Origin of the sequence: Salmonella sp. K21076, assembly GCF_039650795.1 — a bacterium.
Lineage (GTDB): Bacteria > Pseudomonadota > Gammaproteobacteria > Enterobacterales > Enterobacteriaceae > Salmonella > Salmonella enterica.
Genome location: NZ_JBCLYA010000051.1, coordinates 218,134 through 232,820, shown reverse-complemented (window position 1 = coordinate 232,820; position 14,687 = coordinate 218,134). Strand labels below are relative to the sequence as shown.

At 55.7% G+C, this 14,687-nt stretch carries 16 protein-coding genes and 1 pseudogene; 15 read left to right on the top strand and 2 right to left on the bottom strand.

Features of this window, described 5'->3' with window-relative positions; all coding sequences use genetic code 11:
• Positions 1-143: 143 nt before the first annotated feature.
• Both pocR and pduF read right to left on the bottom strand, forming a co-directional pair.
• Complete coding sequence (pocR, locus tag AAYN39_RS21850) at positions 144-1,058, bottom strand: regulatory protein PocR (RefSeq protein WP_000622328.1); 915 nt, start codon at positions 1,056-1,058, stop codon at positions 144-146.
• 216 nt (positions 1,059-1,274) lie between these two features.
• Positions 1,275-2,069, bottom strand: coding sequence for a propanediol diffusion facilitator PduF (pduF, locus tag AAYN39_RS21845; protein ID WP_001000027.1), 795 nt, complete (start codon positions 2,067-2,069; stop codon positions 1,275-1,277).
• Between the two features lie 524 nt (positions 2,070-2,593).
• Here pduF and pduA point away from each other — a divergent pair.
• The 15 genes and pseudogenes from pduA (at position 2,594) to pduQ (ending at position 14,684) form a co-directional block, all read left to right on the top strand.
• The gene (gene pduA / locus AAYN39_RS21840) at positions 2,594-2,878 is read left to right on the top strand and encodes a propanediol utilization microcompartment protein PduA (protein WP_001183618.1); all 285 of its coding nucleotides are present in this window, start codon (positions 2,594-2,596) and stop codon (positions 2,876-2,878) included.
• The gene (gene pduB / locus AAYN39_RS21835) at positions 2,875-3,687 is read left to right on the top strand and encodes a propanediol utilization microcompartment protein PduB (RefSeq protein WP_000097500.1); all 813 of its coding nucleotides are present in this window, start codon (positions 2,875-2,877) and stop codon (positions 3,685-3,687) included. Before pduA ends, pduB begins: the two co-directional genes overlap by 4 nt.
• An 18-nt stretch (positions 3,688-3,705) precedes the next feature.
• Entirely contained in the window at positions 3,706-5,370 is a 1,665-nt protein-coding gene (pduC, locus tag AAYN39_RS21830; RefSeq protein ID WP_001256897.1) for a propanediol dehydratase large subunit PduC, read from the top strand.
• A gap of 10 nt (positions 5,371-5,380) precedes the next feature.
• Positions 5,381-6,055: a propanediol dehydratase medium subunit PduD gene (gene pduD, locus AAYN39_RS21825; protein ID WP_000405054.1), complete on the top strand. Its 675-nt coding sequence runs from the start codon at positions 5,381-5,383 to the stop codon at positions 6,053-6,055.
• A 14-nt stretch (positions 6,056-6,069) separates the two neighbouring features.
• Positions 6,070-6,591 (top strand): propanediol dehydratase small subunit PduE, encoded by a 522-nt coding sequence (gene pduE / locus AAYN39_RS21820; RefSeq protein ID WP_001090601.1) that lies wholly within the window; start codon positions 6,070-6,072, stop codon positions 6,589-6,591.
• A 206-nt stretch (positions 6,592-6,797) separates the two neighbouring features.
• Entirely contained in the window at positions 6,798-8,630 is a 1,833-nt protein-coding gene (gene pduG / locus AAYN39_RS21815; RefSeq protein ID WP_001268875.1) for a propanediol dehydratase reactivase alpha subunit PduG, read from the top strand.
• On the top strand, positions 8,620-8,970 hold the full coding sequence (pduH, locus tag AAYN39_RS21810; protein ID WP_000377971.1) for a propanediol dehydratase reactivase beta subunit PduH: 351 nt from the start codon (positions 8,620-8,622) through the stop codon (positions 8,968-8,970). The genes pduG and pduH overlap by 11 nt, the downstream gene beginning before the upstream one ends.
• 19 nt (positions 8,971-8,989) lie before the next feature.
• Complete coding sequence (pduJ, locus tag AAYN39_RS21805; RefSeq protein WP_001057755.1) at positions 8,990-9,265, top strand: propanediol utilization microcompartment protein PduJ; 276 nt, start codon at positions 8,990-8,992, stop codon at positions 9,263-9,265.
• 3 nt (positions 9,266-9,268) lie between these two features.
• The gene (gene pduK / locus AAYN39_RS21800) at positions 9,269-9,751 is read left to right on the top strand and encodes a propanediol utilization microcompartment protein PduK (RefSeq protein WP_001284376.1); all 483 of its coding nucleotides are present in this window, start codon (positions 9,269-9,271) and stop codon (positions 9,749-9,751) included.
• On the top strand, positions 9,751-10,383 hold the full coding sequence (locus tag AAYN39_RS21795) for a phosphate propanoyltransferase (RefSeq protein ID WP_000356724.1): 633 nt from the start codon (positions 9,751-9,753) through the stop codon (positions 10,381-10,383). The genes pduK and AAYN39_RS21795 overlap by 1 nt, the downstream gene beginning before the upstream one ends.
• Positions 10,380-10,871 carry a propanediol utilization microcompartment protein PduM gene (pduM, locus tag AAYN39_RS21790; protein WP_001012961.1) on the top strand — a complete coding sequence of 164 codons (492 nt, stop codon included), beginning with the start codon at positions 10,380-10,382 and terminating at the stop codon, positions 10,869-10,871. The genes AAYN39_RS21795 and pduM overlap by 4 nt, the downstream gene beginning before the upstream one ends.
• Positions 10,872-10,874: 3 nt before the next feature.
• Positions 10,875-11,149, top strand: a pseudogene (gene pduN / locus AAYN39_RS21785) (propanediol utilization microcompartment protein PduN).
• 9 nt (positions 11,150-11,158) lie between these two features.
• Entirely contained in the window at positions 11,159-12,169 is a 1,011-nt protein-coding gene (gene pduO / locus AAYN39_RS21780; RefSeq protein WP_001029486.1) for a two-domain cob(I)yrinic acid a,c-diamide adenosyltransferase PduO, read from the top strand.
• Entirely contained in the window at positions 12,166-13,560 is a 1,395-nt protein-coding gene (pduP, locus tag AAYN39_RS21775; protein ID WP_001097666.1) for a CoA-acylating propionaldehyde dehydrogenase PduP, read from the top strand. Before pduO ends, pduP begins: the two co-directional genes overlap by 4 nt.
• A gap of 11 nt (positions 13,561-13,571) precedes the next feature.
• On the top strand, positions 13,572-14,684 hold the full coding sequence (gene pduQ, locus AAYN39_RS21770; protein ID WP_001091449.1) for a 1-propanol dehydrogenase PduQ: 1,113 nt from the start codon (positions 13,572-13,574) through the stop codon (positions 14,682-14,684).
• Positions 14,685-14,687 lie beyond the last annotated feature (3 nt).

The window sequence follows — 14,687 nt, the reverse complement described above, 5'->3', positions numbered from 1 at the left end:
ATAAAAACTGGTGCAGTTTATGCCCTAAATTTTATTATTTTGTTGCGCTATGACAATTTATTGTTACACCAGATAAATTTTCTTTCTGAAATGATTAAGATACAAAACACTATCAAAAATCGGCAATAGCAAAATATTGCTATTTATATCGATGGAGGATGAGAATTCTCATTTATCTGCTGACGATAAGCCTGCGGCGTAACCTGATAGGTCTGGCGGAAGACTTTGCAAAAATAACTGGTTTGCGAAAAGCCTAAATTACGCGCAATACTGGCAATACTCCAGTCACTATGGCAAAGCAATTCTCTGGCGCTAACCATTCTCTGGCGGTTCACCCACGCATTAAATCCGATTCCCTGATATTTCTTGAATAGCTTACTGAAGTAATAGGGGCTGAGATAGACATGTGAGGCGACATCCTCAAGACGAAGATCGTCGGACAAATGCGCATCAATATAGCGAAGCGCTTTTTTCATTTTACTGTCATGCGGAGTGGGGCCACGAGTGGTTTTATTTGCCTCCGATTGCTGCGGATTGTCTTTGATAACCACGAAATTGAGCTGTTTTTTCAGGCAATTCTCAACTATCAGTTTAAGAAGATCGGCGGAAGCGATAACGCGTGAATAGTCCATCTCTGGCACATTCCGAAATTCATTCAAGAGCTCAGGGTCAGCCTGCCAGCGATCGTCGACATTAAGAATGTTTACCAGCTCCACGTCATTACTTAAACGAACCTGCCCGCATAAAACAAAGCCAACTAAATGCCCTGCGATTACCAGCGGAATAGAAAAATCCGTTAGACCGGCATGACAACGATAAATACAGGGTTGATCGGACTTCGATGCCTCCAGTCCCCCGCAGCGATCGCTCATACGACAACGTGTACTATGCTGGGGATGCTGCCGCATCAACTGACAAAACGGCGTGAAATTGAATAGCTCAGATATTTCATCACCATGAATATTGACAACCACAACCGCCAGACCGGTGGTGGCTTGTGCAAAATCCTGTGCGATTTTATTAATGAGTTCTGAGTTCAGAGCGCTCGCAGAAATCATGATAAAACCCCTCAGTTAATTTATTGTTATAAACAAAACACATTATTTACATTCACTTTTTATTAGCATTATCCTGGCCCTGATAAAAAGTACAATGACAATATCAAAAGTCTCCCATTGCTGGGAGACGTTTTGATCAGTTCGTGAAAGCAGATCACGAAATTATCTCACCTGTTTTTACGATACATCATTGCTGTGAATCTGGTTCGCATTTTCTTACAGTTTACAGCGGTTACAAGGTAAATTCTTACCAATAAAATAGCGATATATGGCTGCTCCAGCACAGGCGCCGATAACAGGCGCGACAATCGGCACGATAAAATAAGGGATCTCTCGCCCACCGCTCATCGCCATGTTCCCCCACCCCGCTAACCATGTGAACAGTTTGGGACCAAAATCACGCGCCGGGTTCATTGCAAAACCGGTAAGGGGTCCAGTAGACGCGCCGATAACGGCAACCAGTATCCCAATAAGCAAAGGCGCAAGCGGCCCTTTAGGAATACCATTGCCATCATCCGTCAATGCCATGATCATGCCCATCAGGATCGACGTAATGACCACTTCCACCAACGCAGCCTGCCATACATTTAGCGCTGCGGCCGGATAGGTACTGAAAATGCTGGCTAATTGCAAACTTTCGACGCTACCGCGCACCATATGATGCGCAGTCTCAAATTCAGTAAAAAGGCTACTATAAAGCACATACGCCAGCAGATCGCCGCCAAAAGCGCCGGCAAACTGGGCAATAATATAAGGCAATACTTTCTGTTTGGGGAAGCAGGCAAACAGCCACAGCGCAATCGTCACCGCAGGGTTAAGATGTCCGCCGGAGATTCCGGCAGTAAGGTAAACGGCCAGTGAAATTCCAAGCCCCCAAATAATGCAAATCTCCCATAATCCGAGGCTGGCGCCTGCGACTTTGAGCGCGCTCAAACAACCGATACCAAAAAACAAAAAGAGTCCGGTGCCTAAAAATTCCGCACCACATTGCGCCTTTAGAGAATCATTCATGTGACACCTTCTGAGCAAAGTTCGTGTCCTGGCCAGCGCAAGTTTCGGCTGGCGGTAGAGTACAGCTAACCTCACTATAAAAAGTGCCGCCTGTAAATTGTTGGCAACCTGCGAACCTGTCTCCCGGAAAAATCGTGTTGCGATAGCAAAATTTTGCTTTTCCGATATTTTTAGCAGCCTATCATACGGGAGATTCGAGCTATAAAATACGCCTGTGAAAATAATAAAATATTGCACAAGCCAACTTATCAATTTCGAATAAGCATCACATTTTGCGTCTTTCGCCATATCAAATAAAAATACTCTCGTCACTAACAAAAATGTAAAAATGAAATAATAAAAACAAAATAATCATATAGACAATAATAAATTAAATGTAATTTATCAATAAGTTATAAAAGCAAAAGACAATTTAGTCATATTGCTTTCCCATTATTTTCTGATGCTCAACAGCAAGTCAGCCATTCTTTTTCCTCGCATCTTCTTATAGTCCCAACTATCGGAACACTCCATGCGAGGTCTTTATGCAACAAGAAGCACTAGGAATGGTAGAAACCAAAGGCTTAACCGCAGCCATAGAGGCCGCTGATGCAATGGTTAAGTCAGCCAATGTGATGTTAGTGGGCTATGAAAAGATTGGCTCCGGGCTGGTAACCGTCATCGTGCGCGGCGATGTTGGCGCGGTCAAAGCGGCCACCGATGCAGGTGCCGCAGCCGCACGCAACGTGGGTGAAGTGAAAGCCGTACACGTCATCCCACGCCCTCACACCGATGTAGAAAAAATCTTACCGAAGGGAATTAGCCAATGAGCAGCAATGAGCTGGTGGAACAGATCATGGCGCAGGTGATTGCCCGTGTGGCAACGCCGGAACAACAGGCCATCCCTGGTCAACCCCAACCTATACGAGAGACGGCTATGGCAGAAAAAAGCTGCAGTTTAACGGAATTTGTCGGGACCGCCATTGGCGATACCCTTGGCCTGGTTATCGCCAACGTCGATACCGCCCTGCTGGACGCGATGAAACTTGAGAAGCGCTATCGTTCCATCGGCATTCTCGGCGCCCGCACCGGCGCAGGCCCGCACATTATGGCGGCGGACGAAGCGGTGAAAGCCACCAACACCGAAGTGGTCAGCATTGAGCTGCCGCGCGATACCAAAGGCGGCGCGGGCCACGGTTCGCTGATTATTTTAGGCGGTAACGACGTTTCCGACGTCAAGCGCGGTATCGAAGTCGCGCTGAAAGAGCTGGACCGCACCTTCGGCGATGTTTACGGCAACGAAGCCGGGCATATCGAGCTGCAGTACACCGCTCGCGCCAGCTACGCCCTGGAAAAAGCGTTCGGCGCGCCGATTGGCCGTGCCTGCGGCGTCATCGTCGGCGCTCCGGCTTCCGTTGGCGTACTGATGGCCGATACCGCCCTGAAGTCAGCCAACGTTGAAGTCGTGGCGTACAGCTCTCCGGCGCACGGCACCAGCTTTAGTAACGAAGCCATTCTGGTGATTTCCGGCGACTCCGGCGCGGTCCGTCAGGCGGTGACCTCCGCCCGCGAAATCGGCAAAACCGTCCTTGCGACCCTCGGTTCTGAACCGAAAAACGATCGCCCGTCCTACATCTGATACCCACGAGGCTGATTCATGAGATCGAAAAGATTTGAAGCACTGGCGAAACGCCCTGTGAATCAGGACGGCTTCGTTAAGGAGTGGATCGAAGAAGGCTTTATCGCGATGGAAAGCCCGAACGATCCAAAACCGTCGATTAAAATCGTTAACGGCGCGGTGACCGAGCTGGACGGAAAACCGGTTAGCGAATTCGACCTGATCGACCACTTTATCGCCCGCTACGGCATCAACCTGAACCGCGCCGAAGAAGTGATGGCGATGGATTCGGTCAAGCTGGCTAACATGCTCTGCGATCCGAACGTCAAGCGCAGCGAAATCGTTCCGCTGACCACCGCCATGACCCCGGCGAAAATTGTTGAAGTGGTTTCGCATATGAACGTGGTTGAGATGATGATGGCGATGCAGAAAATGCGCGCACGCCGCACGCCGTCTCAGCAGGCGCACGTCACCAACGTCAAGGATAACCCGGTGCAAATTGCCGCCGATGCCGCCGAAGGCGCATGGCGCGGGTTTGACGAACAAGAAACCACGGTTGCGGTAGCACGCTACGCGCCGTTCAACGCCATCGCGCTGTTGGTCGGCTCTCAGGTTGGTCGTCCGGGCGTACTGACTCAGTGCTCCCTGGAAGAAGCCACCGAGCTGAAGCTCGGCATGCTGGGCCACACCTGCTACGCCGAAACCATTTCCGTTTACGGCACCGAGCCGGTCTTCACCGACGGTGACGATACGCCATGGTCGAAAGGCTTCTTAGCCTCTTCCTACGCCTCTCGCGGCCTGAAAATGCGCTTCACCTCCGGCTCCGGATCCGAAGTGCAGATGGGCTACGCCGAAGGCAAATCCATGCTGTATCTGGAGGCGCGCTGCATCTATATCACCAAAGCGGCTGGCGTTCAGGGTCTGCAAAATGGCTCCGTAAGCTGTATCGGCGTACCGTCTGCCGTGCCGTCAGGCATTCGTGCCGTGCTGGCGGAAAACCTGATCTGCTCTTCGCTGGATCTGGAATGCTCCTCCAGTAACGACCAGACCTTCACCCACTCCGATATGCGTCGTACCGCGCGCCTGCTGATGCAGTTCCTGCCGGGTACCGACTTTATCTCCTCTGGTTATTCCGCGGTGCCGAACTACGACAACATGTTCGCCGGTTCCAACGAAGATGCGGAAGACTTTGACGACTACAACGTTATCCAGCGCGACCTGAAAGTGGACGGCGGTCTGCGCCCGGTTCGTGAAGAGGACGTTATCGCCATCCGTAACAAAGCCGCCCGCGCGCTGCAGGCCGTGTTTGCCGGAATGGGGCTGCCGCCGATTACCGATGAAGAAGTTGAAGCCGCGACCTATGCCCACGGTTCGAAAGATATGCCGGAGCGTAACATCGTCGAAGACATCAAGTTCGCCCAGGAAATCATCAATAAAAACCGCAACGGTCTGGAAGTCGTTAAAGCGCTGGCGCAGGGCGGGTTTACCGACGTGGCCCAGGACATGCTCAACATCCAGAAAGCCAAGCTAACCGGCGACTATTTGCACACCTCCGCCATTATCGTCGGCGACGGACAAGTGCTCTCTGCGGTTAATGACGTCAATGACTATGCCGGTCCGGCAACAGGTTATCGCCTGCAGGGAGAACGCTGGGAAGAGATTAAAAACATCCCTGGCGCTCTTGATCCCAACGAGATTGATTAAGGGGTGAGAAATGGAAATTAATGAAAAATTGCTGCGCCAGATAATTGAAGACGTGCTCCGCGATATGAAGGGCAGCGATAAACCCGTCTCGTTTAATACGCCTGCGGCATCCACAGCACCACAGACCGCTGCGCCTGCGGGCGACGGCTTTCTGACCGAAGTGGGCGAAGCACGCCAGGGCACTCAGCAGGACGAAGTCATTATCGCCGTCGGCCCGGCATTTGGCCTGGCACAGACTGTTAATATCGTCGGCTTACCGCATAAGAGCATCCTGCGCGAAGTCATTGCCGGTATTGAAGAAGAAGGTATCAGGGCGCGCGTGATTCGCTGCTTTAAATCTTCCGACGTGGCGTTCGTCGCCGTTGAAGGTAACCGCCTGAGCGGCTCCGGCATCTCCATCGGCATCCAGTCGAAAGATACTACGGTTATCCACCAGCAGGGGCTACCGCCGCTCTCCAACCTGGAGCTGTTCCCGCAGGCGCCGCTGCTGACGCTGGAAACCTACCGTCAGATTGGTAAAAACGCCGCCCGCTATGCGAAACGCGAATCACCGCAGCCGGTCCCTACGCTAAATGACCAGATGGCACGCCCGAAGTACCAGGCAAAGTCGGCCATTTTGCACATTAAAGAGACCAAGTACGTCGTGACGGGCAAAAACCCGCAGGAACTGCGCGTGACGCTTTGATAAAGGATAACTCCATGAATACCGACGCAATTGAATCGATGGTCCGGGACGTATTGAGCCGCATGAACAGCCTGCAGGGCGATGCGCCAGCAGCGGCTCCTGCGGCAGGCGGCACGTCCCGCAGCGCAAAGGTCAGCGACTACCCGCTGGCGAACAAACACCCGGAATGGGTGAAAACCGCCACCAATAAAACGCTGGACGACTTTACGCTGGAAAACGTGCTGAGCAATAAAGTCACCGCTCAGGATATGCGTATTACCCCGAAAACCCTGCGCTTACAGGCGTCTATCGCCAAAGATGCGGGCCGCGACCGGCTGGCGATGAACTTCGAACGCGCCGCCGAACTGACCGCGGTACCGGACGATCGCATTCTTGAAATCTACAACGCCCTTCGTCCGTATCGTTCAACGAAAGAAGAGCTGCTCGCTATCGCCGACGATCTCGAAAACCGTTATCAGGCAAAGATTTGCGCAGCTTTCGTTCGTGAAGCGGCAGGGCTGTACGTTGAGCGTAAAAAACTCAAAGGCGACGATTAGCTTTCTCTAAGTAATTCGAGATGCATTGAGGCGGCAAGTGAGTGACAAATTCGTCTGGAACGAATTTGAACAGCCATAGGCTGGCTTTAGTGAGGGACAGGGATGTCCCTCATAACCCCGATGAGCTTACTGTAGTAAGTGATTCGGGTGAAAGAACGCAGCCAACAAAAAGGCAGTTTGAAGTACGACGAGAAAAAGGATATACGATGCGATATATAGCTGGCATTGACATCGGTAACTCATCAACGGAAGTCGCACTGGCGCGGCAAGATGAGACTGGCGCACTAACGATTACACACAGCGCGCTGGCGGAAAACACCGGGATCAAAGGCACGTTGCGTAACGTGTTCGGCATTCAGGAAGCGCTCGCCCTCGTCGCAAAGCGCGCGGGGATCAATGTCAGCGATATTTCGCTCATCCGCATTAACGAAGCCACGCCGGTGATTGGCGATGTGGCGATGGAAACCATTACCGAAACCATCATCACCGAATCGACAATGATCGGCCATAACCCAAAAACGCCGGGCGGAGCAGGCCTTGGTGTGGGTATCACGATTACGCCGGAGGAGCTGTTAACCCGCCCGGCGGACTCGTCCTATATTCTGGTGGTATCGTCAGCCTTTGATTTTGCTGATATCGCCAATGTTATCAACGCCTCAATGCGCGCCGGATACCAGATTACCGGCGTCATTTTGCAGCGCGACGATGGCGTACTGGTCAGCAACCGGCTGGAAAAATCGCTACCGATTGTCGATGAAGTTCTGTACATCGACTGCATTCCGCTGGGGATGCTGGCGGCGATTGAAGTCGCCGTGCCGGGAAAGGTTATCGAAACCCTCTCTAACCCTTACGGCATCGCCACCGTATTCAACCTCAACGCCGATGAGACGAAAAACATCGTCCCGATGGCGCGCGCGCTGATTGGCAACCGTTCCGCCGTGGTGGTTAAAACGCCATCCGGCGACGTCAAAGCGCGCGCAATACCCGCCGGTAACCTGGAGCTGCAGGCTCAGGGTCGTACCGTGCGCGTGGATGTTGCCGCCGGTGCCGAAGCTATCATGAAAGCGGTGGACGGCTACGGCAAGCTCGACAACGTCAACGGCGAGGCCGGGACCAATATCGGCGGCATGCTGGAGCATGTGCGCCAGACCATGGCCGAGCTAACCAATAAGCCGAGCAGCGAGATTTTCATTCAGGATCTTCTGGCCGTTGACACCTCGGTTCCGGTGAGCGTCACCGGCGGTCTGGCCGGGGAGTTCTCGCTGGAGCAGGCCGTCGGCATCGCCTCGATGGTGAAATCAGACCGTCTGCAAATGGCGATGATTGCCCGTGAAATTGAGCAGAAGCTTAATATCGACGTGCAGATCGGCGGCGCTGAGGCTGAAGCCGCCATTCTGGGCGCGCTGACCACGCCGGGTACCACCCGACCGCTGGCGATCCTCGACCTCGGCGCGGGCTCCACCGATGCCTCCATCATCAACCCTAAAGGTGAAATCATCGCCACCCATCTCGCCGGGGCAGGCGACATGGTCACGATGATTATTGCCCGCGAACTGGGGCTGGAAGACCGCTATCTGGCGGAAGAGATCAAAAAATACCCGCTGGCTAAGGTCGAAAGCCTGTTCCACTTACGCCACGAGGACGGCAGCGTCCAGTTCTTCCCGACGCCGCTGCCTCCTGCGGTGTTCGCCCGCGTCTGCGTGGTGAAACCGGACGAACTGGTGCCGCTTCCCGGCGACTTAGCGCTGGAAAAAGTGCGCGCCATTCGCCGCAGCGCTAAAGAACGCGTCTTTGTCACCAACGCCCTGCGCGCGCTGCGTCAGGTCAGTCCAACCGGCAACATTCGCGATATTCCGTTCGTGGTGCTGGTCGGCGGCTCGTCGCTGGATTTCGAAGTTCCGCAGTTGGTCACCGATGCGCTGGCGCACTACCGCCTAGTCGCCGGGCGAGGAAATATTCGCGGCAGCGAAGGCCCAAGAAACGCGGTGGCCACCGGTCTGATTCTCTCCTGGCACAAGGAGTTTGCATATGGACAGTAATCACAGCGCCCCGGCTATCGTCATTACCGTCATCAACGACTGCGCCAGCCTCTGGCACGAAGTGCTGCTGGGCATTGAAGAGGAAGGCATCCCTTTCCTGCTTCAGCATCACCCAGCTGGAGATGTCGTTGACAGCGCCTGGCAGGCGGCGCGCAGCTCGCCGCTGCTGGTCGGCATTGCCTGCGATCGACACTCGCTGGTCGTACATTACAAGAATTTACCCGCATCGGCGCCGCTTTTTACGCTGATGCATCATCAGGACAGTCAGGCCCAACGCAACACCGGTAATAACGCGGCACGGCTGGTCAAAGGGATCCCTTTCCGGGATCTGAATAGCTAAGCAACAGGAGAACTGCAGTATGAATAACGCACTGGGACTGGTTGAAACAAAAGGGTTAGTAGGCGCCATTGAAGCTGCCGACGCCATGGTTAAATCCGCCAACGTACAGCTGGTGGGCTACGAAAAAATTGGTTCTGGCCTGGTTACAGTCATGGTTCGCGGCGACGTCGGCGCGGTTAAAGCAGCCGTAGATGCCGGCAGCGCGGCGGCAAGCGTCGTGGGTGAAGTGAAATCCTGCCACGTTATCCCGCGTCCGCACAGCGATGTTGAGGCCATTTTACCGAAATCAGCCTAATCGATGGCGAATAAGGAGCACCGCGTGAAGCAATCACTGGGATTACTTGAAGTTTGTGGTCTGGCACTGGCTATCAGCTGCGCCGATATCATGGCGAAATCCGCTTCTATCACGCTGCTCGCCCTCGAAAAGACCAATGGTTCAGGCTGGATGGTGATTAAAATTGCCGGTGATGTGGCCTCCGTGCAGGCGGCCATCACCACCGGTGCGCAATTTGCCGAACAGCGGAATGGTCTGGTGGCCCACAAGGTTATCGCCAGGCCCGGAGAAGGGATCCTGCTCGCAGAGACACCCTCCCCCTCCGTCATTGAACCTGAGCCTGAAGCGTCAGAGATAGCTGATGTCGTTTCTGAAGCGCCAGCCGAAGAGGCCCCGCAGGAATCAGAACTGGTCAGCTGCAATCTGTGTCTGGATCCAAAATGTCCGCGCCAGAAGGGCGAACCTCGTACGCTTTGCATTCATTCCGGCAAGCGAGGTGAAGCGTAATGGATAAAGAGCTTCTGCAATCAACGGTCCGTAAAGTTCTCGACGAGATGCGCCAGCGGCCTATTCCGCTGGGCGTCTCAAACCGTCATATCCACCTGTCCGCGCAGGATTATGAGCGGCTGTTTCCCGGCCATCCCATCAGCGAAAAAAAAGCGCTACTGCAGCCGGGACAATATGCTACGGAGCAAACCGTCACCCTGGTAGGGCCGAAAGGACAGCTCAAAAATGTGCGCCTGCTCGGCCCGCTGCGCTCGGTAAGCCAGGTAGAAATATCGCGTACCGATGCCAGAACACTGGGGATTGCCGCGCCGCTGAGAATGTCCGGCAACCTGAAGGGCACACCTGGCATCCGCCTGGTCAGCCCCTTTGGCGAACTGGAGCTACCTTCCGGGGTTATCGTCGCGCAGCGGCATATTCATATGTCGCCGCTTGATGCGCTGATCCTGAAGGTCTCCCACGGCGATAGGGTTTCGGTAGCGATTGAAGGCGACGAGCGCGGGCTGATTTTCAACAATGTGGCGATTCGCGTTTCACCGGACATGCGCCTCGAAATGCACATTGATACCGATGAAGCCAACGCCGCTGGTGCCGATAACCCGCAGGCCTTTGCCCGGCTGGTAGGCCCGCGATGAACGGCGAAACTCTGCAGCGCATTGTCGAGGAGATTGTCTCCCGACTGCAGCGTCGTGCCCTGAGCACGGCAACGCTGAGCGTTGCGCAGCTTCGCGATGCCGACTGTCCAGCGCTGTTCTGTCAGCACGCGTCGCTGCGCATCCTGCTCGTCGACCTGCCGCTGCTGGGTCAGCTTGCGGATGCAGAAACCGACGATGCCGCAGCCCGGAAAATTCACGACGCGCTGGCGTTTGGCATCCGCGTACAGCTCAGCCTGCACAGCCAGCTGCTGCCGGTTATCCCGGTAAAAAAACTGGCTCGTCTGCCGCTGGTATTCACCGACGAGCACGGACTGCCGCTGGTTCTGCATGCGGGTTCGGTGCTGGGCTATCGCGATGTCGCGCTGCTAAGCCGGGGGCGTGTGGTTGTCCACCGCAAATGCATCGTGACCGCCATGGCGCGTGACGCGGCCAATGCGCGGAATATTCAATTAATTAAGCAGGAGTAAATCATGCATCTGGCACGAGTCACGGGCGCGGTTGTCTCCACGCAAAAATCACCTTCTTTGATTGGGAAAAGCTGCTGCTGGTGCGTCGGGTCAGCGCCGATGGCGAACTCCCCGCCTCGCCCACCTCCGGCGATGAAGTGGCCGTGGACTCCGTCGGCGCGGGCGTCGGCGAACTGGTTTTGCTCAGCGGCGGCTCCAGCGCCAGGCACGTTTTTTCCGGGCCAAATGAGGCCATCGACCTCGCCGTTGTCGGCATTGTAGATACGCTTTCGCGTTAAGGGGCGGTTATGGCGATTTATACCCGAACAGGTGACGCTGGCACCACATCACTGTTTACCGGCCAGCGGGTGAGCAAAACCCACCCGCGGGTTGAAGCCTACGGCACGCTGGATGAACTGAACGCCGCGCTGAGCCTGTGCGCCTGCGCCGCTGCGGATGAAAATCACCGCACCTTACTCGAGGCCATCCAGCAGCAACTTTTTTGGTTTAGCGCAGAGCTGGCCAGCGACAGCGAGCAGCCATCGCCCAAACAGCGCTACATCAGCAGCGAAGAGATTTCGGCCCTGGAAGCCGCTATCGATCGGGCAATGGCCCGCGTCGAACCGCTGCACAGCTTTATTTTACCCGGACGCTGCGAAGCCGCGAGCCGATTACATTTTGCCCGCACGCTGGCGCGCCGCGCCGAACGCCGTCTGGTTGAACTGGCAACTGAAGTCAACGTACGCCAAGTGCTGATGCGCTACATCAACCGCTTATCGGACTGCCTGTACGCCCTGGCCCGCGCGGAAGATAGCGATGCGCACCAGGCCAACATCATCCGTGAAGTTAGCAAGCGCTATCTGGCTGCCAGCCAGCCGACCCGCAGCAAGGAGACAACGCCCGTGGCCCTCTCATTCCACGATCTGCACCAGCTCACCCGCGCCGCCGTTGAACGCGCGCAGCAACTGCAGGTTCCGGTAGTCGTCAGCATCGTTGACGCGCACGGCACGGAAACTGTGACCTGGCGGATGCCGGACGCCCTGCTGGTCAGCAGCGAACTGGCACCGAAAAAGGCATGGACCGCAGTGGCGATGAAAACGGCGACCCATGAGCTGAGCGATGTCGTTCAGCCAGGCGCGGCGCTTTACGGTCTGGAAAGTCATTTACAGGGAAAAGTGGTCACCTTTGGCGGCGGTTACGCCCTATGGCGCGACGGCATATTAATTGGGGGTCTTGGCATCAGTGGCGGCAGCGTTGAGCAGGACATGGACATAGCACAGACCGCCATCGCGGCTATTAACGTGGGAACACATCAATGAATACTTCTGAACTCGAAACCCTGATTCGCACCATTCTTAGCGAGCAATTAACCACGCCAGCGCAAACACCGGCCCAGCCTCAGGGCAAAGGGATTTTCCAGTCCGTGAGCGAGGCCATCGACGCCGCGCATCAGGCGTTCTTACGTTATCAGCAGTGCCCGCTAAAAACCCGCAGCGCCATTATCAGCGCGATGCGTCAGGAGCTGACGCCGCTGCTGGCTGCTCTGGCAGAGGAGAGCGCCAATGAAACGGGAATGGGCAACAAAGAAGATAAATTCCTCAAAAACAAGGCTGCTCTGGACAACACGCCGGGCGTAGAAGATCTCACCACCACCGCGCTGACCGGTGACGGCGGCATGGTACTCTTTGAATACTCGCCGTTTGGCGTCATCGGTTCAGTCGCCCCAAGCACCAACCCGACGGAAACCATCATTAATAACAGCATCAGCATGTTGGCGGCGGGCAATAGTATCTACTTTAGCCCGCATCCGGGAGCGAAAAAGGTCTCTCTGAAGCTGATTAGTCTGATTGAAGAGATTGCCTTCCGCTGCTGCGGCATCCGCAATCTGGTGGTGACCGTGGCGGAACCGACTTTCGAAGCGACCCAGCAGATGATGGCCCACCCGCGAATCGCGGTACTGGCTATTACCGGCGGCCCCGGCATTGTGGCCATGGGCATGAAGAGCGGTAAGAAGGTGATTGGCGCTGGCGCTGGCAATCCGCCCTGCATCGTTGATGAAACAGCGGACCTGGTGAAAGCGGCGGAAGATATCATCAACGGCGCGTCATTCGATTACAACCTGCCCTGCATTGCCGAGAAGAGCCTGATCGTGGTGGAGAGCGTCGCCGAACGTCTGGTGCAGCAAATGCAAACCTTCGGCGCGCTGCTGCTAAGCCCTGCCGATACCGACAAACTCCGCGCCGTCTGCCTGCCTGAAGGCCAGGCGAATAAAAAACTGGTCGGCAAGAGCCCATCGGCCATGCTGGAAGCCGCCGGGATCGCTGTCCCTGCAAAAGCGCCGCGTCTGCTGATTGCGCTGGTTAACGCTGACGATCCGTGGGTCACCAGAGAACAGCTGATGCCGATGCTGCCGGTGGTAAAAGTTAACGATTTCGATAGCGCGCTGGCACTGGCCCTGAAGGTTGAAGAGGGGTTGCATCACACCGCGATCATGCACTCGCAGAACGTGTCGCGCCTGAACCTCGCGGCCCGCACCCTGCAAACCTCGATATTCGTCAAAAACGGCCCTTCTTATGCCGGGATCGGCGTCGGCGGCGAAGGCTTTACCACCTTTACCATTGCCACGCCAACCGGTGAAGGAACAACGTCAGCGCGTACTTTTGCCCGCTCCCGGCGCTGCGTGCTGACCAACGGCTTTTCTATTCGCTAACCGAGGTCGCGATGAACACCTTCTCACTACAAACGCGGTTGTACAGCGGTCAGGGCAGCCTGGCGGTGCTCAAGCGCTTTACCAATAAGCACATCTGGATAATCTGCGATGGCTTTCTGGCACGCTCGCCGCTGCTGGATACCCTGTGTAACGCGCTGCCCGCAGATAACCGCATCAGCGTCTTTAGCGAGATAACGCCGGACCCCACCATCCATACCGTGGTGCAGGGCATTGCGCAAATGCAGGCCCTGCAGCCGCAGGTGGTGATTGGTTTTGGCGGCGGCTCGGCAATGGACGCGGCGAAAGCGATTGTCTGGTTTAGCCAACAAAGCGGCATCAATATCGAAACCTGCGTGGCGATCCCGACCACCAGCGGCACTGGTTCGGAAGTCACCAGCGCCTGCGTAATTAGCGATCCGGATAAAGGCATCAAGTATCCGCTGTTCAACAATGCGCTGTATCCGGATATGGCGATCCTCGACCCGGAGCTGGTGGTCAGCGTACCGCCGCAGATTACCGCCAACACCGGCATGGACGTGCTGACCCACGCCCTGGAGGCCTGGGTGTCACCGCACGCCAGCGACTTTACCGACGCGCTGGCGGAAAAAGCCGCCAAACTGGTGTTCCAGTATCTGCCGACGGCGGTGGAAAAAGGCGACTGCGTGGCGACGCGAGGAAAAATGCATAACGCCTCAACGCTCGCCGGGATGGCCTTCAGCCAGGCGGGGCTGGGGCTTAACCACGCGATAGCCCACCAGCTTGGCGGACAGTTTCATCTTCCGCATGGCCTGGCCAATGCGCTGCTGCTCACGACGGTGATCCGTTTTAACGCCGGAGTTCCGCGCGCAGCCAAACGCTACGCGCGGCTGGCCAAAGCCTGCGGTTTTTGCCCGGCAGAAGCCAACGATGTCACGGCGATCAATGCGCTGATTCAGCAAATCGAACTGCTTAAGCAACGCTGTGCCCTTCCCTCACTGGCCGTTGCGCTAAAAGAAGGAAGATCCGACTTTTCCGCACGTATTCCAGCGATGGTGCAGGCCGCGCTGGCGGATGTCACGTTGCGCACCAACCCGCGCCCGGCCAGCGCCGAGGAAATTCGTGAACTGCTGGAGGAACTGCTATGAGCG